The organism is Paraburkholderia sp. Cy-641 (assembly GCF_011752945.1).
GTDB lineage: Bacteria > Pseudomonadota > Gammaproteobacteria > Burkholderiales > Burkholderiaceae > Paraburkholderia.
Window position 1 is genome coordinate 1 of the sequence record NZ_VWWM01000047.1, and the last position, 23342, is coordinate 23342.

The 23342-nt window shown below is 65.3% G+C and carries 22 protein-coding genes; 15 read left to right on the forward strand and 7 right to left on the reverse strand.

The annotated features are described in order from the left end of the window. The coding region (locus F3J20_RS23215; RefSeq protein ID WP_167284640.1) for a mechanosensitive ion channel domain-containing protein at window positions 1-2176 on the forward strand (2176 nt) is incomplete at its 5' end. A gap of 168 nt (window positions 2177-2344) precedes the next feature. On the opposite strand, the gene F3J20_RS23220 is transcribed toward F3J20_RS23215, so the two are convergent. Then, window positions 2345-2854 (reverse strand): cysteine dioxygenase family protein, encoded by a 510-nt coding sequence (locus F3J20_RS23220; RefSeq protein WP_240162879.1) that lies wholly within the window; start codon window positions 2852-2854, stop codon window positions 2345-2347. Between the two features lie 296 nt (window positions 2855-3150). Between F3J20_RS23220 and F3J20_RS23225 the strand changes: the two genes are divergently transcribed. Beyond that, window positions 3151-3633 carry an Lrp/AsnC family transcriptional regulator gene (locus F3J20_RS23225; RefSeq protein ID WP_167284642.1) on the forward strand — a complete coding sequence of 161 codons (483 nt, stop codon included), beginning with the start codon at window positions 3151-3153 and terminating at the stop codon, window positions 3631-3633. Window positions 3634-3678: 45 nt separating this feature from the next. Here the strand turns inward: F3J20_RS23225 and F3J20_RS23230 are convergent, their stop codons facing one another. Together F3J20_RS23230 and F3J20_RS23235 are read right to left on the reverse strand one after the other, a co-directional pair. Next, entirely contained in the window at window positions 3679-3939 is a 261-nt protein-coding gene (locus tag F3J20_RS23230; protein ID WP_167284643.1) for a hypothetical protein, read from the reverse strand. Next, complete coding sequence (locus F3J20_RS23235) at window positions 3920-4438, reverse strand: DUF2778 domain-containing protein (protein WP_167284644.1); 519 nt, start codon at window positions 4436-4438, stop codon at window positions 3920-3922. Before F3J20_RS23235 ends, F3J20_RS23230 begins: the two co-directional genes overlap by 20 nt. 345 nt (window positions 4439-4783) lie before the next feature. Here F3J20_RS23235 and F3J20_RS23240 point away from each other — a divergent pair, with 345 nt between their 5' ends. Beyond that, entirely contained in the window at window positions 4784-4996 is a 213-nt protein-coding gene (locus F3J20_RS23240; protein WP_167040239.1) for a hypothetical protein, read from the forward strand. Window positions 4997-5041: 45 nt separating this feature from the next. Here the strand turns inward: F3J20_RS23240 and F3J20_RS23245 are convergent, their stop codons facing one another. Next, complete coding sequence (locus tag F3J20_RS23245) at window positions 5042-7588, reverse strand: FUSC family protein (protein WP_167284645.1); 2547 nt, start codon at window positions 7586-7588, stop codon at window positions 5042-5044. Between the two features lie 131 nt (window positions 7589-7719). Between F3J20_RS23245 and F3J20_RS23250 the strand changes: the two genes are divergently transcribed. The 4 genes from F3J20_RS23250 (at window position 7720) to F3J20_RS23265 (ending at window position 9251) form a co-directional block, all read left to right on the forward strand. Beyond that, on the forward strand, window positions 7720-8172 hold the full coding sequence (locus tag F3J20_RS23250; protein WP_167284646.1) for an Arm DNA-binding domain-containing protein: 453 nt from the start codon (window positions 7720-7722) through the stop codon (window positions 8170-8172). Between the two features lie 125 nt (window positions 8173-8297). Then, complete coding sequence (locus F3J20_RS23255; protein WP_167284647.1) at window positions 8298-8492, forward strand: hypothetical protein; 195 nt, start codon at window positions 8298-8300, stop codon at window positions 8490-8492. Window positions 8493-8508: 16 nt separating this feature from the next. Further along, on the forward strand, window positions 8509-9000 hold the full coding sequence (locus F3J20_RS32210; RefSeq protein ID WP_240162878.1) for a hypothetical protein: 492 nt from the start codon (window positions 8509-8511) through the stop codon (window positions 8998-9000). Then, a complete protein-coding gene (locus F3J20_RS23265; RefSeq protein WP_167040231.1) occupies window positions 8997-9251 on the forward strand; it encodes a hypothetical protein in 255 nt (84 codons plus the stop codon). The genes F3J20_RS32210 and F3J20_RS23265 overlap by 4 nt, the downstream gene beginning before the upstream one ends. Before the next feature lie 140 nt (window positions 9252-9391). Here F3J20_RS23265 and F3J20_RS23270 read toward each other — a convergent pair whose 3' ends face one another. Then, entirely contained in the window at window positions 9392-9706 is a 315-nt protein-coding gene (locus F3J20_RS23270; RefSeq protein ID WP_167284648.1) for a D-Ala-D-Ala carboxypeptidase family metallohydrolase, read from the reverse strand. Window positions 9707-9826: 120 nt separating this feature from the next. Between F3J20_RS23270 and F3J20_RS23275 the strand changes: the two genes are divergently transcribed. The 7 genes from F3J20_RS23275 (at window position 9827) to F3J20_RS23305 (ending at window position 20554) form a co-directional block, all read left to right on the forward strand. Next, window positions 9827-10042, forward strand: a complete 216-nt coding sequence (locus F3J20_RS23275) for a hypothetical protein (RefSeq protein ID WP_167040229.1) — start codon at window positions 9827-9829, stop codon at window positions 10040-10042. 10 nt (window positions 10043-10052) lie between these two features. Then, window positions 10053-10469, forward strand: coding sequence for a DUF4279 domain-containing protein (locus F3J20_RS23280; RefSeq protein WP_167040227.1), 417 nt, complete (start codon window positions 10053-10055; stop codon window positions 10467-10469). Then, complete coding sequence (locus F3J20_RS23285; RefSeq protein ID WP_167040225.1) at window positions 10456-10677, forward strand: hypothetical protein; 222 nt, start codon at window positions 10456-10458, stop codon at window positions 10675-10677. Before F3J20_RS23280 ends, F3J20_RS23285 begins: the two co-directional genes overlap by 14 nt. After that, window positions 10659-11033 carry a hypothetical protein gene (locus tag F3J20_RS23290; protein WP_167040223.1) on the forward strand — a complete coding sequence of 125 codons (375 nt, stop codon included), beginning with the start codon at window positions 10659-10661 and terminating at the stop codon, window positions 11031-11033. Before F3J20_RS23285 ends, F3J20_RS23290 begins: the two co-directional genes overlap by 19 nt. A 202-nt stretch (window positions 11034-11235) precedes the next feature. Next, window positions 11236-14640 carry an exodeoxyribonuclease V subunit gamma gene (recC, locus tag F3J20_RS23295; RefSeq protein WP_167284649.1) on the forward strand — a complete coding sequence of 1135 codons (3405 nt, stop codon included), beginning with the start codon at window positions 11236-11238 and terminating at the stop codon, window positions 14638-14640. Beyond that, window positions 14637-18365, forward strand: coding sequence for an exodeoxyribonuclease V subunit beta (gene recB, locus F3J20_RS23300; protein WP_167284650.1), 3729 nt, complete (start codon window positions 14637-14639; stop codon window positions 18363-18365). The genes recC and recB overlap by 4 nt, the downstream gene beginning before the upstream one ends. Further along, window positions 18362-20554 (forward strand): AAA family ATPase, encoded by a 2193-nt coding sequence (locus F3J20_RS23305; protein ID WP_167284651.1) that lies wholly within the window; start codon window positions 18362-18364, stop codon window positions 20552-20554. The genes recB and F3J20_RS23305 overlap by 4 nt, the downstream gene beginning before the upstream one ends. Before the next feature lie 104 nt (window positions 20555-20658). Here the strand turns inward: F3J20_RS23305 and F3J20_RS23310 are convergent, their stop codons facing one another. Further along, a complete protein-coding gene (locus F3J20_RS23310) occupies window positions 20659-21300 on the reverse strand; it encodes a VC0807 family protein (RefSeq protein ID WP_167284652.1) in 642 nt (213 codons plus the stop codon). Between the two features lie 217 nt (window positions 21301-21517). Between F3J20_RS23310 and arfB the strand changes: the two genes are divergently transcribed. Further along, a complete protein-coding gene (gene arfB / locus F3J20_RS23315) occupies window positions 21518-21922 on the forward strand; it encodes an alternative ribosome rescue aminoacyl-tRNA hydrolase ArfB (RefSeq protein WP_167040207.1) in 405 nt (134 codons plus the stop codon). Between the two features lie 74 nt (window positions 21923-21996). Here arfB and F3J20_RS23320 read toward each other — a convergent pair whose 3' ends face one another. Next, on the reverse strand, window positions 21997-23319 hold the full coding sequence (locus F3J20_RS23320; protein ID WP_240158864.1) for an EAL domain-containing protein: 1323 nt from the start codon (window positions 23317-23319) through the stop codon (window positions 21997-21999). Window positions 23320-23342: the final 23 nt, after the last annotated feature.

Genomic DNA, 23342 nt, shown 5'->3' on the forward strand with positions numbered 1-23342 from the left:
CGACGCCTCGCGCAGCGTCGCGCAAACCGCCGGCCCCGCCGCGACCGCGCAGCCGAGTCCGGGTCTGCTCGGCGCGATCGCTTCGGGCATCGCGTCGTTCGAATCCGACGTGCGCCAGGGGCGCACGCCCGCGCGTTACTGGAGCGGACGCATCAACGCGGCGGCCAACGAGCTCTACACGATCGTCTCGGGCCAGGGGCGCGAGAGCCTCGGCCATATCCTGCTGTCGATGCTCGGGATGCTGGCCGGCTGGGGCGCGTGCGCCGGGCTGCTGATCTATCTGCAACACCGGTTCCGGCGGCGCTTTCGCATCGACGTTCGACTACGGCCGAATCCGACCACCCGCGAATTGCTGATCTTCGCGCTGCGCCGCGTCGGTCCGTGGATCATCGCGTTCCTCGCGGCGCTCCTGTTCGTACGCGCGATGCCCGATGCGCTCGGCCGCACGCTCGGCATGGTGGTCGCCTATGCGATCGTCACGGGCGCGGTGTTTTCGGCGATCTGTCTGATCATGTTTTCGCTGTTCGGCTCGGGGCACCGGCGCGTCGCGGTGCGCCTGCTGATCGAGCAGGCGCGGCACGTACTGTTCGCGATCGGTATTTGCGGCGCGCTCGGCGACGCGGCCGTCAATTACGACGTCGCCCATCAGCTCGGCACGAACCTCGCCGCGCTGATTTCCACCGCCGCCAACATGACGGCCGCCGTGCTGACCGGCTATTTCGCGCTCGCGTTCCGGCGGCCCGTCGCGCATCTGATCCGCAACCGGCCCTATGAGCAGCGCAACGATCACAAGGCCGCGACCGACGCCTTCGAGGTGCTCGCCGCGCTCTGGCACGTGCCGGTGCTCGTGCTCGCGAGCGCGTCGATCGTCGCCACGCTCGGCGGCACGGGTTCCAGCGAGAACGTGCTGCAGATTTCGATCGTCACGGCGCTCCTGCTCGTGCTGGCGTTTTTCCTCTCGGCGATCGTGCTGCGCATGACGCGTCCGCGCAGTGCGCGCGCGCGGCGCCGCTCGCCGTATCTGACGCGGCTGCTGCGCTTTGCCGGCACGCTCGCGACGCTGTTCGTCTGGTTGTTCTGCTTCGAATCCGCGGCGCGTCTGTGGGGCGTGTCGCTGGCCGCGGTGATCGAGCGCAGCGTCGCGGCGCGCGGCATCGCGCATGCGGCGACGGCGATCGTCGCGACCGTGTTCATCGCATGGCTGCTGTGGATTCTCGTCGATACGGCGATCACCGAGGCGCTCAATCCCGGCAGTCTGCGCAACAAGGCGCGCAGCCCGAGCATGCGCGCGCGCACGATGCTGCCGCTCGTGCGCAACGTGCTGCTCGTCACGATCGCGACGATCGCGGGCATCGTGACGGCCGCCAATCTCGGCATCAACGTGACGCCGCTGCTCGCGGGCGCCGGCGTGATCGGCCTCGCGATCGGCTTCGGCGCGCAGTCGCTCGTGACCGACCTGATTACGGGGCTGTTCATCATCATCGAGGACACGGTGTCGGTCGGCGACTGGATCGACGTCGACGGCGGCCACGCGGGCACCGTCGAGCATCTGTCGATCCGCACCGTGCGGCTGCGCGACGGGCAGGGCGCGATCCACGCGATTCCGTTCTCGCAGATCAAGATCGTGAAGAACCTGTCGCGCGATTTCGCGTACGCGGTGTTCGAGGTGCGCATGTCGTTCTCGACCGACGTCGACGAGATCATGCAACTGATTCGCGAGGTCGGTGCCGAGCTGATGGCCGACTTCCGCTACCGGCGCGAGATGCTCGGGCCGATCGAGGTGTGGGGGCTCGACCGCTTCGATCCGAACTGGATGGTCGTCAAAGGGCAGATCAAGACGCGGCCGCTGCAGCAATGGAGCGTCGCGCGCGCGTTCAATCTGCGGCTCAAGCGCCGGATGGATCAGGCGGGAATCGAGATTCCGGTAGCGCAGATGCGCGTGTATACGTCGTCGAAGGATAGCGAGGGCGAGCCTTTGCGCGATGACGAGATGACGGGCTTTGTCGCGCGCGAAGGGGCGGATGGGGCCGATGAGGCCGATGAGCGCGCGCATGCGCCGCTCGCGCCGGCCCGCGACGTATCGCACGAACCGCGACCCGCGCCGCCGCCGACCGGACAGACTGCGCCGATTCCGCCGCAGATTCCCACGGCCGGCGATACGGGCGGGAATCGTTGAGGGTACGAGCTTTCGGCGGATGTGAGGGAGGGCGTGTGTCTTATGCGGGCAGGCATGCTTGCCTGCCCGCCCGTGGCGTGAACCTGCTATGAGGTTATGAGGCGCGCGTAGCAAAGACTTTTCTCGTGATAGCCTGCTGCCTTGCTGGTTTGCCCGCTGGGCCGGCGGCTAGACCAGTGCCGCCGCATCGGCGACGCGCACGACGTCGTTCACGTGCGTGCCGAGCTGCGTGCCGGCCACGCCATAAACATGCAGCGATATAGCGGGTGCCTCGCTGCGATTGCCGAGCCGATGAATCGCACCGCGTCCGCTGCGCACGAACGACACCGCGCCGCTTGGGCGTGCCTGCATGCGCGTCGCGCTGGCGCAGTGCCGCGCGCCATCCCATTCGAAAATCGTTTCGCTGAGCGTGCCGTCGAGCACCGCGTAACCGCACCACGTGTGATGCGCATGCACGGGACTCGCCTGGCCCGGCTGCCAGACCAGCGCGGCAATCGCATAGCGCTCTCGTGGATCGGCGGCGAGCAGATGACGCCGGTAGTTCTCGGGCGATCCCTCGCGTTGCGCCGCCGTGAGCAAGGCCGGATCGGCGGCCGCCTCGGCGAGCGCGAGGCGCATGTTGCGCGCGAAGAAGCTCGAATGCGACGGCTCGCGGAAAGTCGCGCAGGCCTCGAACATGGCGTCGAGCGTATCGCGGAGCCGTTCGAGCGGCGTGCGCTGCCGGGGGTTCGACGCGGCGGCGGATTGCCCGGCGGCGTAGGGCCGGGCCGATGCCGGCAGTGGCGCCGGGGGCTCGGAAAGGCGCTCGAAAGCGCGGGCGCGGAGGTCGTCGCTCATGGTCGTGATGCAGCGCATGCACTGCTTGTCGGCTATTTTCGGTATCGATATTTATACCGGTTTGACCGGAGAAAGAGTTTCCATATAATTCCTCCGAGGCTCTTAAAAGTAGAATAATTTCCTATCGGGAGTGCCGTATGGGTATGGATATCATCGACCGGAAACTGCTCGAATTGCTGCAGGAAGACGCAACCATGCCGATCGCGGAACTCGCGCAGCGCGTGAATCTGTCGCAGACGCCGTGCTGGAAGCGGCTGCAGCGCCTGAAGGACGCGGGCGTGATCCGCGCGCAGGTGGCGCTGTGCGACGCGCGCAAACTCGGCGTCGGCACCACGGTGTTCGTCGCGGTGCGCACGAATCAGCATACCGAGGCATGGGCCACCGCGTTCACGCAGGCGGTGCGGGACATTCCCGAGGTGGTCGAGGTTTATCGGATGAGCGGCGAGACCGATTATCTGCTGCGCGTGGTGGTGTCCGATATCGACGACTACGACCGGATCTACAAGCAACTGATTACGTCCGTGCCGCTGTACGACGTGAGTTCGAGCTTCGCGATGGAGCAGATCAAGTATTCGACGGCGCTGCCCGTGCGGCCTCATATAACGGTGTCCAATAGCTAGTAAGAGTCCGCGATCCATAAAAAGCCCCGTTGCCGGGGCTTTCATTTACTGCTTCGTGCGATAGTGCCGCCATAGCCTCATGATCGCCATATACACCACAACAGCGACGATCAATTCAATCGCCACCATGACCGGAATATAGACATCATCGGGGTCATGCAGGCCAAACCCGTTAGCGATGCTCAACCATCTCAGTGCCTGGCTCTCAGGCATCGGCCAGGGGTAGGTGTGGACATAGCGGACGGACAGAAGGAATAGCCCAATAAACAGAGCGATTTTGAAAAGCCTACGGACAAGTATTGCCATACGTGACGACCTCGATGCTTCCATATGCATGAAGCCCTGAATTGCGCACGGGGACCGCGGCGGTACGCAGAAGGGCCTGGCGGATTATTTTGAAATCGACATGGCTCGGCAGGGTAATGCAGCCGAGTGAAAGACCGCGCCCGCCTGACGGATGCAGGCGGAACTGTCCGCGCTTGACACCATTGATCCAGGTTATATCGTCAATGCTGCCATCATCGCGATACAGCGCGAACCATTCGTCATGGTGAGAGGAGCTGCCGAGGAACGTGTTCCAGGCGTCTTTTGCGCCTGCAATAGTCCTGGAGCGGATGCCGCCTGTAGGACGATCCACGATCCAGTATTTACCGGCAGGAATCGGGCCGTTATCGGGAATAGCTGTGCATCCACCCTTGTTACGGTATGGGCCGTTTCCCGAATACGCTTTAAATGTGCCAATGCCCAAAATGGTAAGTGGTGATAGAGGCTCGTTATTGACCAAAAACTTTCCCGTATATGCCATTTTTATGCCCCCTTATTCGTGATCATTTTGAGAGTCTGTGTATTTGATATTGCCGTCAAGGTAATGCCACGTGATACGACCATACAAAGAAGATTTCCTGATATTGAGAGAAGCGTTTTAACAAAGACGCGCCTTGTTTGAGTGGCGCCTTCGCTACACTGCATCAATGGCGGAGAATCGGGAAGCGACCCAGAGCAAAGAAAAATGCAAATTGACGAGAATTAACGTCATCGCAAAAAAAGCCCGCCAGTCATGTCGGCTGCAAGCCGTGTGCAAGCTCAGTGGGCGTAGAATGCCGCCTTTCCTCACACCATCCGCGATTGCTTCGCGAACCGAGCCCGCTTCATGAACAAACCGCCGCGCAAGAAGAATCCGACCTTTGGCGTTGCCGTCTTTATCGTGGTGGCGATCCTGCTCGTGATTGCCACGCTGTTCTATAACGCGATCCACGAGAAGCACGAGTTCGACGAGAGCCAGAATGCGCAGGGGGCGTCGGCCTCGTCGCCAGCGGCCGCGTCAACCGATGCGACGAAGCCCGCGAGCGGCGCTGCGCAGTAACGTCGCGCAGTAACGCCGCACGGTAACGCCGCGGCGCGTTCACCTTCATTCGTCCGGCAGGCGGATCACGCTCGCATCCTTGCGAATCTGCGCCGACGCCGCGAGCATCTGCTTGCATTGATGCGCGAGCAGTTTCATGTCGTGCACGGCATCGGCCGTGTAGTCCGGCGATTTTTCCGTTTCGACGACCATCGCATCGAGTTCGCGGTTCATCAGCTTGATCTGCTCGCTCTGCTCGGCGGGCAGGGCAGTGCCCGCCTCGGCTTCGGTGAGGTTGTCGCGCACGAGCGAAAGGGCGCGCTGCAGAGGCTGTAGCGAGATGTCCTCGACCTGCTGCTGTTGTTGCGCGGACGTGCGCAGTAGCGGCGCGGCGGCCGTGATCTGCGAGGCGAGCACGTGGCTGCGCACGAGCAGGCCGTTCAGTTCCGGCACGAACTTTTGCGCGGACTTCGGTTCGAGCATCATGCGCTGGAATGCTTGGCCGAGATTCGCGAACGCGACGTGCACGTTCTTGCGCGCGAGCCGGTAACGGTAATCGCGATCGAGCGCGGTAGCGGCCGCAGCCGCCGCGGCCGATGCGCCATGGGCGGGCCGCGTGCCCGGGTTGCCGGCCGTGGGGGTGCCCGTGGAGGCATCGGCTGTTTTCGCTTCCGCTTTTGCTTCCGCTTGCGCGACGGGCGGTGCCGCTGTAGCGGCTCCCATGCCGACCCCGGCCTCACCCCCGACCCCCGCGCCCGCGAGCACCGGGCCGGCGAAGCCGATCCCCGGATCGGCCATGGCCATCGCCGGCGCGCGCGCGCCGGCTTCGGTCACCGTGGCGACGACCGCGGCAGCGGGCTTGCCGCTCCACCACCAGCTTGCTTCGAGATACTGCCGCGTCGCGCCGATCATCGTGTTGACGAGCTTGCCCATGAGCCGGTATTCCCAGTACGGGAACAGATGGCTCGCGGCGATCGCGATCGCGCAGCCGACCACGGTGTCGATCGCGCGCTCGCCGATGATGCGCATGCTGCCGGGCGCGAGCAGATGGAACATCAGCAGCACGTACGACGACGTGAACACCACGCTTGCCGTGTAATTGAACAGCAGCAGGCTGTAGCTCATCACCATCGACGCGAACATCACGACCATCAGGATGTGCGGCTCCTTCACGAAGACGATCAGCGCGATGCTCGCCGCGCAGCCGATCAGCGTGCCGATGATCCGCTGCCCGTTGCGCTGCTTGGTCAGCGAATAGCCGGGCTTCAGGATGATGACCGAGGTCATCACGATCCAGTAGGCGTTCGTGAGCGGCAGCAGGCGGCCGAGCCAGAAGCCGACGGCGACCGCGATCGTCACGCGCAACGCGTGGCGAAAGCTCGGCGAGGCCATCGTCAGATTCGAGAAGATCTGCCCGAACGGCACGCGGCGGCTCGATACGAAGCGGCTCAGCGCCTGGTCGATACGCAGTTCGGTTTCGGTCGGGCTCGGTTCGGTCGACAGGCTCTTGCGCATCTTGTCGATGAGCCGCGTGGCGCTCCAGATGCGCCGGAAATTCGACGACACCGCCGAATAGGCCTCGGGGTCCCGCGCCGGCAGCCCCTGCTTGCGCATCAGTTCGATTTCATACTCGATCGCGCGCAGTTCCGCCTTGACGTTCACGCGCTGGCGCGGCGCCTGGTTTTGCAGCACCGCGAGGCCGATGTCCTCGAGGTCTTCGGCCGCCTTGCGGATCAGGTCGCGGTAGAACACGAGCAGATCGGAGCCGCCGAACGTGCTGCGCACGAGCGTGTAATCGATTTGCGCGCCGACGAACAGCTCGTGCAGATCGACGGTATTGATGAACAGGTTGTAGAGCATCGCGCGGCGCGGTTCGAGCTTGCCGCGCCGGAACCTGGGCAGGTTGCGCAGCACGATGTCGCGCGCGGCGTCCTGGCGCTCGACCGCGGCGATCTGCATGGCGACGAGCTTGCGGTAGCACTCGTCGAGATCGTTGTCGAGATCGTAGAACGCGGCGCGCGCGAGCAGGTAGTCGGAACATGCGAACACGCTTTCGGCGAGCGCCTGCTGCTCGATCCGATTCAGCATCCAGCGGCTCACGAAGGTCGACCAGTACGTGTACCAGAGGCCGCCGAGCAGAATCCACGAAGCGTTGACGAGCGCCTGCTGCGGCGTGAAGTGATCCTCGAGCGTCATGATCATCATGAACAGCGTCGCGAAGCTGATCTGCGGCCAGCGGTTGCCATACACGACGATCAGCGACAGCACGAACGTGAGCGGCACGACGGTGCACCACAACGCGACCGGATTGACGGTGGCGAGGCCGGTGGCGAGCGCGGACAGAAAGCCGATCACCGTGCAGGCCAGCATCTCGTTGTGCTTGTACTTGAGCGGGCCCGGCATGTCGACGACGCAGGCGCCGAGCGCGCCGGTCGCGATGGTGAAGCCGAGGTCGCGATCGTGAAACACGATCAGGCACAGGATGGCCGGTAACGACACGCCAACCGCGATGCGCAGGCCGCCATAAAAGTACTGGCTATAAAGGAATTTTCTTATTTCGACCGAATAGAAAAATGGGTTATTTCTTGAGTCGAGTTGAGCGGTTCTGGACACCTGCAAATCCTTGTCAGCAAAGGGATTTGGTATAACAATCCGGTCTAAATCAGTTCAATCTAACGCAAAGCATTGCGCCCAATGTTGGGGGTAAAACTGGGGGGTGGATTGAGGGCTCGGAGCGTACCGCAATGCGAACCATCAACCGTCTGACCGCCGCCACCATCAAGCGACTAATCAGCAACTCGCCTAAGAAAGCACGATATTACCTGGACGGCGACGGACTGAACATCCAGATTACGCCGACCGGCGTGGCAAGTTGGGTTTTGAAGTATCAACTACACAATCGGAGCCGTGAACTTGGGCTTGGCCGCTGGCTTCGGGCACCGTGGCAAGCCTCCGGTGCCCGCATCGGGACTTTGCCCGCCCTGCGCGGGCTTTTTTCGGTCTGTTGCGCACACACGATTGTCGAACCGGGCCGCTCGCTATCCGAAGCGAAGACGGCGGCGCGAGCCGTTCGCCGTTGCGACGAACTGTTGAAGAACGTGCCGCCAGGCGTCGGCGGTCGCCAGAAAACGACTGACGCCGCCGACAGTAGTTTTTCGCGGAAGAAGGCGGCGCGCGGCCATCGTTGTATACGTTGATTTGCATGTTCTCCATCAGGGGTTAGCCCTTCAGCGGGCAAATTCGGAGTTATCTGATAGCGCGCGAGCGGCCCGCGCTCCTACGGTGAAGGTTTCACCCACGGGAGGAACCCATGAGGCACGCAATGACCTTCACCGAACGCAGGCAAATCTGCACCGCGTGGAACAATGCCGTCAACGCGCTGGCCGCGTTGCACGTGCTGGTGAAGCACGACGAAGTGAGGGAGTTTGTTGAGCAGGCTTGCGAAGGCCTGCTTGATCGGCGCGGGGTGGTGCTCACCGGCACAGGGAACCCGCTGCATAGCGGAGTCCCTGACTGATGCCAGGTGTCTGAAAATGGAGCAAATGAAACAGGAAAACGGTTGGGCGGATTGGTTGGACCAGAAAGAGTGCCAGAGTTGTCGCATTACCTATTCGATCTATTCCAACTTCCCGCCGATGCCATCATCGGCACGGGCTTATAACGTCGAGACCGGCGAGTTCTTTCCGTTTGACCGGATGCGCTCGCTACCAACCGGTTTCGCTATGCTCGAAGCACAGGGGCTCGCATGGACGTGCAATTGTCGCGGACGCTCACGAACCCCGCCGCAGAACCTCGGCAATGCACAGCCGTTCAGCTACCAACCGGGTGCGATCAGCGACGATGTGCATGACATCGCGGCGCGCGGAGTCAGCGCAGCCGAGGAAGAGGAGTGCGATGCGATGTACGAAGCACGGATGACCTATTGCAGTGCGCTCAGCAAAATGTATGGTGGTGACATGCGCACTTATCTGGCGTGTAAGGATCAAGCCTTCCAGGACTATCAAGCGTGCAGGGGATATCGATGACTGAATATTTTGTGTCTTACTACGACCCGGAATCCGGCACTATCAAGACAGGATTTGTCGACTCGCGGCTATTCAAAAACGCACGAATAAACATGACAATGTCCCACGAGGTAGGCAAAGACCATCCGATTGATGATGAATTTGCCCGTCGCTTGGGCGGTGCGGCGCTTCTCTGGTTTGCGACGCAATACCCGGAGCTTCGTGATTTTCTCGAAGTCACAGATGGAAAGGGTAACAAGGTATCGATTTAATATTTCATTGAGGGATACAAGAATATCGATAGAGCGAGTTAAAGGCCGCTGGTGTAGGTGGCACCACCCGAGCCCGAAAAGTGCGCGGTCAACACCTGCCGCCGACCGCTCTTGCCCGGTGCGGGAATCGCAAAATGCACTCACGTCTCCTCCTGAATAACCTGATCGAAGTCGATGTCGCTCGACTCCACCTCGCGGCAAATCTGGAGCGGCGTGCCGAACCCCGGGCAGATGAAATCAGCAGCAAGGCCCGAGCGGTGCACGCTGTTCGACACACCATCCACGGTGCGATTCACCGCGTCGGATCGAAAGCCCGACGAAATCAGGATCGGTTTATTGCCGGGCACCGTGCGCACGTCTTCAAGTGCAGCGGTGAGTGCGTGCAGGTTCTTCAGTTCGGTCGCGTCCGGTACGTTGCGCAGCCCGAGCCGCGCCGCACTGCCAGAAGACCGCACTTGAGAAATTCCAGTCGGTCGGTACTCGCTGCATCCACAATGTGCCCGTCATCGAGTCGCGTGCTGTGCGCTGGTCGGAGAACGAGGTGGACGCGTGGATTTACGTATCAGCCGGACGCGATGAGCGCCGATACCGAAGAACTTGCCGCGAGCACGAACGATCCGGACTACGCAGCGAAGATGCTTGGGTATGACCGCAAGACGTTCGGAAAAATCTTGCACATTTTCAAGCCAGACAATGGTTTGGGTCCAGCCGATAACGTCATCTGGCATGACAACGGTGACGTGTATTTTAAGGGTAGCTACATCGGAAATTTTCATGGCTGGGCGGACTGAGATAACTCCAATGAAAGACCACCAACTTGCGCACGCGACCTTTTACATTTCTGGAGACTCATTGGAGCCAGCTTTCTGGTCGGCGTACTTTAACGTCAAGCCAGATTTGGCGATTACCAGGGGCCAGCCGTTCATTACACCGTCGGGACGGCCGAGCCGCATTCCCGGACGCGTTGGTCTTTGGAGGATAGGCAGTGAAGTCGCCGTCCGTAGCAACTCGCTAGAGCCGCATTTGCGCTACCTCGTTGAGCGTCTTGGTCTGCCGCGTGCCGATCTTCGGCAGATACTTGTAGACAATGGCGCTCGAATGCGCTTCTTCTGCTACTGGTACAACGAAAGAGGCGACCGCGTACCTGATGTGCCCGACGATATCCGCACGATGATGGGAGCGATGGGTGGCACGGTCGAGATTGATGAACATCGATAGAGCATCGCTCGAATACACAAGCCGATCCACGCCGCCGCCATGGCCGCTGAAGCGGGCGGGCTTGGGCGAAGCCTATACGTGGTATCGGGTGCTTTGCGCGCAGGTGCATACGAGCGTGTCAAGCCTGATCGTGCGTCACGCGAGCCCGGAGCGGATGACCGAACTTACTGTCGACCGGATGACCCGCCCGTGGTCGGGACGCTGCTGATGATCGCGGTCTATCTGCTGGTGCGCGCCGGGGGCGAACTGCACCGCTTTACCGATCTGACCGAAGCCGAAGTGCAGGCGGTCGGCGAAGAAGCCAGCGGCGTGTGGGAAACCGGTCAGGCGGAAGGGGGGCGTGACCTGAAGTCCGGGCCGCTGTGCCGTTCGTCAAGGTCGGTACGTGTGTCGGGAAGGGCGGGGGCACGAAGCCGTCAGGCGAATTTTAAAGAATCCGTGCGTCGGAATTTTTCAAAGAATTATATTGGGGGTTGGTGGGGGTGTTTTTTGATGAAAACCCCGTATTACAAGGGTTTCAGGCTGATATGTCGATTTCGACCGAATAGCGCATCGACTACCTGAATCCGTTCACCGAGAAAACCGCAGTTGAAGAGACAGCTCGAAAACTGCCGTCGAGTCTAACTGATTTTGCGCGCGTTCTGACCTCGTCCGTTCGGCCAGGTTATGCCTTGGGGAGCGTGTTTGTTATGCTGTCGCTTCAATGCCCGCCGTGGCTTGCGCGCCGCTCATGCGCCGCCTGCGAGCTGCGCCTCACCCGGAATCCATGCTCCAGCTCTTCTACTCGAACCGCTATGAAACGCTGGTCGGCGCGCTGCTCGACGACCTCGCGCAAGCGCCCGCCGACCCGTGGACCGCGCGGCCCGTGATCGTGCCGAGCGCGGCCGTGCGCAGGCGGCTCGAGCTCGATATCGCCGCGCGCCAGGGCATCTGCGCGAATGTTGATTTCTGTTATCTCGCGCAATGGCTGTGGGCGCGGATCGGCGGCGTGATCGAGGTGCCGAGGCAGTCGCCGTTCGCGCCGGACCGGCTCGTGTGGCGCTGCTACCGGCTGCTCGAGAACGGCCATGAGGCGGACGCGTCGCTTCCGTGGAACGCGTCGCCGCGTCTGCGCACCTATCTCGATGCGGCCGACGCGTCGATGCGCTACGAACTCGCGCGGCGCGTCGCGACCGTGCTCGACCACTATCTGACCTATCGCCCCGAATGGCTGCTGCAATGGCAGAAGGGCGGTTCGATATTCGCGGGCGGCATGCCAGGCAACGGCGCCGACGAGACCGGCCCGCGTCTGAGCGGCGCGAGCGACTCGGCGCGCGAGGACGAGCGCTGGCAGGCCGCGCTGTGGCGCGCGCTGCTCGCCGAACTCGCGCAGGCCCACGGTCATGCGCAAACGTCCGCGGCCGCGTTGCCGCCCGCGTATCGTTTCCTCGACGAAATCGGCACGCTCGACCTCGAAGCGATCTCGAACGCGCAATGGCCCGAAGCGGTCAGCGTGTTCGCCTTGCCGACCATGCCGCCGCTGCATATCGCGTTGCTGCGCGCGCTGTCGCGCTGGATCGACGTGCGCCTGTACGTGATGAACCCGTGCCGCGAGTTCTGGTTCGACGTGGTCAGCGAAGGGCGCGTACAGGCGCTCGACGCGGCGGGGCAACTCGACTATCAGGAAGTCGGTCATCCGCTGCTCGCCGAATGGGGGCGTCAGACGCAGGCGCAGCTGCATATGCTGCACGAGCTGACCGAGAGCGCGGCCTCGGCCGAGACCGGCGACTTCACGGAAAATTCAGAGCCGAGCTGGCTCGCGGCCGTGCAGAACGGCATTCTCGATCTGCGCAACGAAGCCGATGCCGACGAGTTGCCGCTCGAACGCGGTATCGAGGTCCATGTTTGCCACAGCCTGTCGCGGCAGCTCGAAGTGCTGCACGACCGCTTGCTCGGCTGGTTCGACGAATTCGACGATCTGCAGCCGTCCGACGTGCTCGTCGCCGTGTCCGATCTCGCGGCGGCCGGCCCGTTGATCGACGCCGTGTTCGGCACCACGCCCGCCGGCGACACGCGCCGCATTCCGTATCGGATCACCGGCTTGCCGCCGTCGCAGGCGAACCCGGTTGCGCGGCTGCTGCTCGACTGGCTCGCGCTGCCCGAGCGCAGTGTCGGCGCGCCGGACCTGATCGAATGGCTGCGCGTGGACGCGGTCGCGGTGCGCTACGGCATCGACGCGAATTCGCTCGAAACCGCGCAGGAATGGCTCGCGGCGGCCGGCGCGCGGCGTGGGCTCGCGCCGCTCGAACCAGCCGGCGAAAACGTGCCGGTCGCGCGCCACACATTTGCCGATGCGCTTACGCGTCTTTACCTCGGCTACGCGATGCCGGCCAGCGGCGAGCCGGTCGACGCGTGGTTGCCGGTGGAAGGCGCGGACGGCTCGGACGCCGAACTGCTCGGCCGCCTGTCGCGTTTCGTCGACGACATCGACAGCTTCGCGGCGCAGTGCGCGATCGAGCGCACGCCGGCCGAATGGTCGCAACAGCTGCTCGAAACGCTCGCGCAGTGCTTCGACGGCGGCGTCGATTTCGCCGATTCGCTCGCGGCCGTGCGCGATGCGCTCGACACGATGAGCGACGCGATGCAGGCCGGCGCGCACGACGTGCCGCTGCCCGCCTCGGTGATCCGCGGCGCGCTCACCGAAGCGCTCGACGATCCCGCGCGCGGCGGCGTGCCGTGGGGCAGCGTGACGTTCTCGTCGCTTACGAGCCTGCGCGGCCTGCCGTTTCGCGTCGTGTGCCTCGTCGGCATGGACGACGGCGTGCTGCCGAGTCTCGCGCGGGCCGACGAGTTCGATCTGATGGCCGCGTTCGGCAAGGTCGGCGACCGTCAGCGTCGCGACGACGAGCGCAATCTGTTCCTCGATCTGCTGCTCGCCGCGCGCGAGCGGCTTTTCATCGCCTACACGGGGCGCAGCATTCGCGACAACGCGCCGCTGCCGCCGGCCGCGCTCGTCGACGAACTGCTCGATCATCTCGCGCAGGTGTCGGCGGGCGAGGGCGCGAGTCCCGCGGAGGTCGATGCGGCGCGCCACGCGTTCATCGTCGAGCATCCGTTGCAGGCGTTCGCCTCGAACTATTTCGCGGCTCAACCGGACCTGTTCACCTACGACGCTGATCGCGCCGAGCTTGCCACCTTGCTCGCCGCGCCGCGGCACCCAGCCGCCGCGCCGTTCTTCGATCAGCCGCTGCCGGCCGAGGAGACGCATGAAGTCGGGTTCGACGATTTCGTGCGCTTCTGGCGTCATCCGGCGCGTTCGCTGTTGCGCGACCGCCTCGGCGTCGCGTTGTCGGATGCGCAGGGCGAGTTGCTCGACACCGAGCCGTTCGATCTCGATTACGCGGGGCGCGACGCGCTCGCCGAGCGCCTGCTGCCGGTGCTGCTCGATGCAGGCACGGACGACGACGCGATGTTCAGCCGCGTGCGCCGCGTCGCCGAGGCGAGCCCCGAGTTGCCGGGCGGCGCGACCGGCGCGGTATGGCGCGCGCGCGAATTGAGCGCGTTGCAGCAACTCGCGACAAGCGTGCGCCGCGAAGTGGCCTCGGGCATCGAGCGCTTGCCGTTCGTGCTCGACGTGGCGCCGCGCTGGCCCGCCGGCGCCGATATCGTCGGCGCGCTGTTCGGCCCGCACGATGCGCTGCTGCGCGAGGCCGCCGAAACGCCGCTGCAATTGCGCGGCACCTTGAATCTGCTGACCGGAACGGGGCAAGTGATGTTTCGTTATGCCAAGGCCACCGCGCGCGATTATCTGTCCGCGTGGCTCGCGCATCTGGTTTATTGCGCGGTGCGCCCGGATGGCCCGCGCCGCACCGTATGGCACGGCAGTGGCGAGAGCTTCGAGCTCGCGCCGGTCACAGCGCCGCTCGACGAACTCGCGCCGTTGGCCGCGCTCTTCAAGGCCGGGCGCCGCTTGCCGCTACGCTTTTTCCCGAAGAGCGCGTGGACGAAAATCAGCGAAAGCGATGCGGCGGCGCAGGGCGTGTGGATCAACGACCGCGTGCGCGGCGAGTCCGACGACCCGGCACTGCGCATCGCGTTGCGCGGCACGCCGCTCACGCTCGACGAGCCGTTCGGCAGCCTTGCCGCGATCGTCTTCAAGCCGCTTCTCGCACATCTGCGGAGCGCCTCATGAGCGGTACCTTGCGCGATCACACGCTGGTGGCCGAAGAACTCGACGTGTTCGCCTGTTCGCTCGACGGCGTCAACCAGATCGAGGCATCGGCGGGCACCGGCAAGACATGGAACATCTGCGCGCTCTATGTGCGGCTGCTGCTCGAAAAGAATCTGAACGCGGATCAGATTCTCGTCGTTACCTTTACGAAGGCGGCGACAGCGGAACTGCACGAACGGATTCGCGGCCGTCTCGCGGAACTCCACCGCGCGATCGACATGGATGACGACGGTGGCGATCCGTTCATCCGGCGGCTCTTCGAAACGACGCTCGCGCCGGAGCGCGGCATCGAGCGCGAGGTCGCCTTGAAGGTCGTGCGCCGTGCGCTGCGCACGTTCGACCAGGCCGCGATTCACACGATTCACGCGTTCTGTCAGCGCGCCTTGCAGGAAGCGCCGTTCGCCGCCGCGATGCCGTTCGCGTTCGAGATGGAAGCCGACGACGCAGCCCTGCGTTTCGAACTCGCCGCCGATTTCTGGCGCGAGCAGGTCGAGCCCGAGGCGCATGCGCATCCCGCGTTTGCCGCATGGCTCGTGGCGAAACGCGCGGGCCCCGCGTCGCTCGACGAGCAGCTTGCACGGCGTCTGAAAAAGCCGCTCGCGCAACTGCGCTGGGGCAAGGTGGATGACGGTGCGAGCACCGATCCTCAAGCCGGTTTCGATGCCGCCCGCGCGATCTGGCAGGCGGAGCGCGAGGCGATCGTCGCGCTGCTCGCCGAGGCGCAGGAGCGCCTGAGCAAGACCACGCACAAGCCCGATCACGTGAGCGCCGCGATTGCCGCGTGGAACGACTACTTCGCGCAGGGCGACTGCCATGCACCGCCGCCGCGCGCCGCGTTGAAGCTGACCGTGTCGGCGTTGAAGAAGGCAACCAAGGTCAAGTTCGAGCCGCCCGCGCATCCGTTCTTCGAGCACGCCGAAACGCTGGCCGCTGCCGTTGTCGCGGCCGAGGCCGCGCAACGCGCGCGCTGGCTTGCGCTGGTCCAGACGTGGCTCGACTACGCGCCCGCCGAACTGGTCGCGCGCAAGCGCACGCGCCGCGTCGTCTCGTTCGACGATCTGCTCGCGAACCTGTATCGCGCGCTGGCCGCGCATCCGTGGCTCGCCGATGCGTTGCGCAGCCGTTATCCGGCCGCCTTGATCGACGAGTTCCAGGACACCGATCCGCTGCAATTCGCGATCTTCAGCCGCATTTTCGCGCCGGCCGGGCCGCTGTTCCTGGTCGGCGATCCGAAGCAGGCGATCTACAGTTTCCGCGCGGCCGATCTGCATACGTACCTCGCGGCGCGCGCCTCGGCGTCCGCGTGCTACACGCTCGCGGTCAACCAGCGCTCGACTGCGCCGATCGTCGAGGCGTGCAACCGGATCTTCGAAGCGAACCCGCAGGCGTTCGTGCTTGACGGGCTCGACTATCAGCCGGTGCGCGCGGGCGCGCGGCGGCGCGCGCCGTTTGCCGATACCGCTGCTGCTGCCGGCCCTGCTGCAAGCGGCGGCGATTTCCGCATCTGGACCTTGCCGCAAGGCGAGGCCGCATTGAGCAAACGCGATGCGCAACGCGCCGCAAGCGAAGCGTGCGCGGCCGAGATCGTGCGATTGCTGCGCGGCGCGCGCGAAGGCACGGTGACGATCGGCGACAGGCCGCTTGCGCCGGGCGACGTCGCCGTGCTCGTGCAAACGCACAAGCAGGGCAGCCTCGTCAAACGCGTGCTCGCGGCATGGGGCGTCGGCAGCGTGGAGTTGGCGCAGGCGTCGGTGTTCGCGACGCTCGATGCCGAGCAGATCGAGCGCGTGCTCGCCGCGATCGACACGCCCGGCGATCTGCGCCGGCTGCGCGCCGCGCTCGCGACCGACTGGCTCGGGCTCGATGCCGCCGCGCTATGGCGGCTCGCGCAGGTGGCCGACACGCCCGCCGCCGTCGACGCAGCCGCGCAAGCATTCGATGCGGCCGACGCGATGGGCTGGGTCGAGCGCTTTTCGCGTTACCGCGTGTTGTGGCACGAACGCGGTTTCGCGGTGATGTGGCGCACGCTGATGCGCGAGTTGCGCGTCGCGCAACGGCTCGTCGCCGGTCCTGATGGCGAGCGCCGTCTGACCAACGTGAGCCATCTCGCCGAACTCGTGCAGGCGCGTGCGGCCACGCAGCCCGGCATCGCGCCGACCTTGCGCTGGCTCGCCGCGCAGCGCGAGCAGGGCGGCGGCGAAGAGGCGCAGTTGCGGCTCGAATCGGATCGCAATCTCGTGCAGATCGTCACGGTCCACAAGTCGAAGGGGCTCGAATACGCGGTCGTGTTCTGTCCGTTTCTCAATGACGGCGGCTTGCGCGAGCCGCCTTCGTCCGGCTTGCCCGATGCGCGCGAGTATCACGACGACAGCGGCGACGCGGTGCTGCACTACGGTTGCGACGACGACGAGGCCGAGCGCGCCTCGCGTTACGCGGTGCGCGAGCAGGCGGCCGAGCGTGCGCGGCTCGTTTATGTGGCGCTCACGCGCGCGGTGTATCGCTGCTATCTGGTTGCGGGCACCTACCTGTCGTCGCGCTCGACAAAGGAGTCGCGCCGCAGCGTGCTGAACTGGCTCGTCGGCGGTGCAGGCCATGCGTTCGACGCCTGGCTTGCCGAGCCGCCCGACGAAGCCGCGCTCGCGGCAAGCTGGCAGGCGCTCGCGGGCGGACCTGTCGCGCTGCAGGCCTTGCCTGAAGTGGCGCGTCGTACGCCGCTCGAAAGTCTGCAGGATCATGACGCGCAATGGCTCGCGCGAGCCTATCGCCGGCCGCTGCGCGATCAGTGGCGCATGGCGAGTTTCAGCGGTTTGATCGCGGCGGGCGGCAAGGCTGCGGACCTGCATGCGCTGCCGGAAGACGTGCGTCCCGATCACGATGAAATTGCCGACGCGCTCGAATTCGCGCCGTTGCTCGCGCCGGCCTCTGTTCCGCCAACACCTGCCTATGCCGCCGACGACATTCTCGCGTTTCCGCGTGGCGCGGCGGCCGGCGACTGCCTGCATCGCATGTTCGAACTCGCCGATTTCACCGACGCGAGCACGTGGCCCGAGGCGATTCGCGGTGCGCTGCGCGAGCGCCCGGCGCCGGCCGTGCCCGAACTCGCCGCGCGTTTGCCCGCGATGATGCACCGGCTGATCGGCGACGTCGTCACGACCGAACTCGTGCCGGGCATGGCGCTCGCGAAGCTGAATCCGCACCGGCGTCTGAATGAACTCGAGTTTCTGTTCGCTGCGCCGTCGCTCGATTTTCCGGGGCTGCGCGAACTGCTGATCGAGTACGGTTATCCCGATGTCGCGCTGGAGTCCGGCGTGTTGCGTGGGTTCGTCAAAGGATTTATCGACATGATCGTCGAGCACGACGGCCGCTTCTGGATCGTCGACTGGAAATCGAATCACCTCGGCGACACCGCTGCCGACTACGCGGCCGCGCCGCTCGAAGCGGCGATGGCGAGCCACGCGTATCACCTGCAGGCGCTGCTCTATACGGTCGCGCTGCATCGCTATCTGAAGACGCGGGTGCGCGACTATGCATACGACACGCACATCGGCGGTTATCTGTACCTGTTCGTGCGCGGCGTGCGACCCGAGTGGCGCGATGCCGGTGGGCCGGCCGGCGTGCATCGGCGGCGCGCGCCGTTCGAACTGGTGGCGCTGCTCGACGCGGCGATGATCGGAGGTAGCGCATGAGCACGCCCGGCACGCCTGGCACACTCGAAGAACGCGCGGCCGCGCCGCTCGGGCTCGAGGACATCGGCGTCAATCTGCCTGCGCCGGCCGATTTCAGCATTGCGCTCGCCGAGGGTTTCGCGCGCCGTATCGGCATGCTCGCGCGGCGCGGCGGCGCATCGGGCGAGGCGCTCAGGTGGGCCGCGCGCGCGGCGTTCGCGGCGAGCCGCGCGACCGCCGAAGGCCACGTATGCGTGCCGCTCGCGACGCTTGCGCGCCGCTTCGAGGCATCGAGCGCCGAGGTGCGCGCAGCGCTGCTTGCGAGCGGCATGGCAAGCAGCATGACGGACAACGGCGCGCAAAATGCGGCGGTATTGCGGCCGCTCGTGATCGATGAGCAGGGCCGGCTGTATCTGGCGCGCTACTACGATTACGAGCGGCGCCTCGCGCGCGCGCTGGTCGCGCATGCAACGGGCGAAGGGCACGCATCGGATGCCGTGGCCGATCGCGCGGTTCATGTCGCCGCGGAATCTGCAACGGAGTTTGCCGCCGAGTCTTCGGTTCAGCCCGACGCGGGCCTTGCCGCGTTGCGCGAGCGTCTGCTGCGCTACTTCGGGCCGCCGCAAGACGAAGAGATCGACTGGCAACGCGTCGCGGCCGTGATGGCGCTGTCGGGGCGGCTGACGATCGTCAGCGGCGGGCCGGGCACCGGCAAGACGACCACCGTGGTCGGTGTGCTCGCGTGCCTGCTCGATGCGCGCGCCGATCTGCGCATCGCGCTCGCCGCGCCGACCGGCAAGGCGGCGCAGCGCATGCAGGAAGCGCTGCTCGCGCGGGCCGGCGATCTGCCGCCCGAACTCGCCGCGCGTTTGCCGCAGACGTCGTACACGCTGCATCGCCTGCTCGGGTCGGGGCCGGGCGGGCGCTTCCGCCATCATCGCGACAATCCGCTGCCGTACGACGTGGTGGTGATCGACGAGGCGTCGATGATCGACGTCGCGATGGCGACGCATCTGCTCGATGCGATTGCGCCGCGCACGCGTCTCGTCATGCTCGGCGACAAGGATCAGTTGGCTGCCGTCGAAGCCGGTGCGGTGTTCGCCGAACTGAGCGCGCGGCCGGCGCTGACGCCGCGTGGCGTGCGGCGCGTGGCGCAGGCGCTCGGTATCGGCGAGGCACGGTTCGAGAGCGCATTGCCGCGTGAATCGCGCGATCTCGGTGAGATACCCGCCGACGATTTTTTTGCCCCGCCTGACAGGTTCGAGGGTTTCGACTCAGCGCCGCCGGCGAATCTGGATCTGTTCGACGCGCCCGCGCCAGCCAACGCTGAGCCAATCGCGGAGTCGCTACCGGCGCACGACGCCAGCCCGCTTGCCGATTGTGTCATCTGGCTCGAACGCAATTACCGGTTCGGCCTCGAATCGCCGATCGGCCAGCTGTCGCTCGCAATCCGCAACGGCTCGGCCAGCGCCGCGCTCGACGTGCTGCGGATCGATCCCGCCGAACCCTGCGCGGCGGCGCTGCGCGAAGACGCGCACGCGACGCTTGCCGAGCGCACCGTCGCACGGCTCGCCGCCGGCTTCGCTCCGTACGCGGAGGCCCTCGCCGTGGCACTCCCCGGCGATACCCCCGATCCGTTACCGCTTTTCGATGCGTTGAACCGCTTCCGCATTCTGTGCGCGACCCGTCTCGGGCCGCGCGGTGTCGATCAGGTCAATGCGGCGATGGCGGCTCAGGTGCGCCGTGCCGCGGGCGTGACGCTCGCGGTCGGTGCGCAGTGGTTTGCCGGGCGGCCGGTAATGGTGACGCGCAACGACTATGCGCTAGGCCTCTTCAACGGCGACATCGGCATTGCGCTGCCGGGCGCGGGCGGCGCGTTGCGCGTGTATTTCCGTACCGGCGACGGTTCCGTGCGGGCGGTTTCGCCGGCCGCGCTGCCGCCGCACGACACCGCGTTTGCGCTGACGGTCCACAAGTCGCAAGGCTCCGAGTTCGAGCACGCGGTGCTGGTGTTGCCGTCGGTGTTTAGCCGCGTGTTGTCGCGCGAACTCGTGTATACGGCGATTACGCGTGCGCGCGAGCGGGTCGAGGTGATCGGCGCGCGGGCCGTGCTCGCGCAGGCGATCGCGACGCCGACACAGCGCGATTCGGGGCTGGCCGCGCGGATTGCCGGTGCGAATGTGGCGATGAAGAGCGACGCGCGGAGCTAACGTAGTGAAGGGCGGTGAAGGGCAGCAAGGAGCAAGGGGCGGCGACACGCCGGACGATGCGGCTGGCGCGAGGCATAGTAGCCTTCTCTTTCGCGCGCCACCCTTCAGCCTGCGATCCCGCTCGCGCGCGCACTCGCCTCGACACGGCTGCGCATCGTCTTTCGATACCACAGCGTCCACAGTGCGAGCGCGCCGTAGATGCCATAGCCGATGAACGGCGACACGATCAGGAAGCGCCCGATCGGCCATGTCAGCGCCATCCAGGCGCGCAGCGCGGTTTCGCCGGTCAGGCCGAGGCCCCAGATCAGCGTCATCGTTCGTATGGCCGGTGCGAGACCCGGACGCTCGCGCCACAGTGCCTCGAAGCGCGCGGCGCCGCCTTCCATTTCGCGCGCGACCGTCGCGCGGGCGAGATAGAAGATCAGCGGGCGGCGCATCGGCAGCGATAGGAGAAACGCCACGCCAACGGCACCGGACACGAGCGATTCGCGCAGCAGCAGCATGCGCGGGCTGCCGCCGAGCGCCATGGCCGCGACGGACAGCACGATGCCCGCGATGACCATGGCGCTGAGCGCATCGACGCGGCGAAAGCGCGCCAGCTCGATCGCGCTCCAGACGAGCGGCGGCACCGCGGACGCGATCAGCGCGCCGGTTTCGCCGAGGCGCGGCAAGGCGAGGCGGTAGGCGAGCCACGGCAGCAGGAAGTTGACGGCCAGTTCGAGCACAAAACCGGGACGAATCTTCATGTTAATTTACGCTGTAAGCGAAAAAGGCAGTATCGATGAACAGGCCACGTCGACGCAAATAGTTTTTCGTCATGTTCGCGGCCGGTGGTCCGTCGCTTCACGCGGGTGTGGGTGTTTCACATGACCGGCTACTAGCGGGGGGCCGCGCTGTCCAACCCGCGCCACACGCATTGCCGCTGCCGCTTGTACACTGACCGACCTTTGCCCGATCCCGCCCATGACATCCCGCTATCCGATCCCATCGAACGAAATCGAATTGACCGCCGTGCGTGCACAGGGCGCGGGCGGCCAGAACGTCAACAAGGTGTCGAGCGCCATTCATCTGCGCTTCGACGTGCGGGCTTCGTCATTGCCCGAGGTGCTGAAAATGCGCCTGCTCGCGCTGTCCGATCACCGGCTCACGCGCGATGGCGTGGTGATTATCAAGGCACAGGAGCATCGGACTCAGGAGATGAATCGCGCGGCGGCGCTTGCGCGGCTCGACGAGCTGATCGAAAGCGTCAGCGTCACGCGCAAACCGCGCGTCGCGACCCGGCCGACGCGTGCATCGAATCTGCGGCGCCTCGACAGCAAGGCGAAACGCGGCGAAGTCAAATCGGGCCGCGGCCGGGTCCACGAATAACGGCGCATCAACAACGCATAGCAGCGAATAACGGCGAATAACGGCGAATAACGGCGCGAACCGCCGGCGCTCGCTCAGGAGCGCCGGGCTCCGCGCTGTCCTGGGCGCGCGTCCGCGTTTGCCGTCGCCGGCACGAAATCGACGCACAGCACATGCATGCCGTCATGCTCGAACGCGATTGCCGCGGTGTAGCAGTCCTGACCGTCCGCGAGCGAATAGTGCGGGCCCATCATCGCGACGCGTCCGGGCGCGGCGAGCGCGTGCCGGAAATACGCGCGCCGCGACCAGTTGCTGCGCGTTTCGGCATAGAGCGGCGCGAGCCGCTGCGGAGGCGGCGGCACCGAGGCGGCCGTCACGGACGGCCGGGTCTGCTCGCCCTGGCCGTCGGTGAGAAATACGCGGCGCGCTTCGGGCAGATGCAGGATTTTTTGCGCCGCCTGTTCGAGGTCGCCGGTTGCCTTGTAGAGGTCGGCGGCGGCGAGCAGCGCTTCGGCGAATCCTTCGAAGCCGAGCCGCGGGTGAGCGTCGTGCGCGCGTTCGTAGTCGGCGAACTTGCTCCAGATCGATTCGACGAGCTTTGGCACTTTCGTGCAGGCTGCCTGCACCGAGCCCTTCGGCTGGCCGAACCAGAAACCCTGCACGAAATCGACGTCGGCCTGCATCAGGAGCATCAGCTCCTCGTCGGTTTCGACGCCTTCGGCCAGCACGAGCGTGCCGGATTGATGGAGCATCGCGATCAGGTGGCTGATCATCGAATCGTCGCCTTCGTGCTTGCCGGCCCGCGCGACGAGCGAGCGGTCGAGCTTGACGATGTCGGGACGGAAGCGCCAGACGCGGTCGAAGTTCGAAAAGCCGGTGCCGAAGTCGTCGATGGCGATCAGGAAGTCGCGCGGTTGCGACGCCGCGAGCATGCTCGCGACCGCGGATTCATCGTCGGCGGGCTGCTCGAGCACTTCGATCACGATGCGCTCCTGCGGTAGCCCGAAATGCGCAGACAGCTCGTCGATGAACGCGCGCTGCGGCCAGCCGGTTTCGAATACCTGCGGGCGCGTGTTCAGAAACAGCCACCCCGTGCTGATGCCTTGCTCCATGAAATTGGCGACGTGCAGACAGCGCGCGATGCGGTCCAGTTCGCGCGCCTCGGTGGCCGAACGCGTGCCGGAGAACAGCACGTCGGGCGAAACGGGCAGGCCGACCGGGTCGAACGCGCGCAAGAGCCCTTCGTAGCCGACCACGCATTGATGCGTCACCGACAGCACCGGCTGGAACACGCTGTGCAGCGTCAGCGCGCGCCATGTCGCGGTCCAGCCTGATTCGCCGCGGACCAGATGCGGGAGCAGGCCGCTGACGGTCAATTCGCTGACGGATGGCATGGAAGCGGGCATGAGAGCTGACATGGGAATCTTGCGGCAAGCGGGTG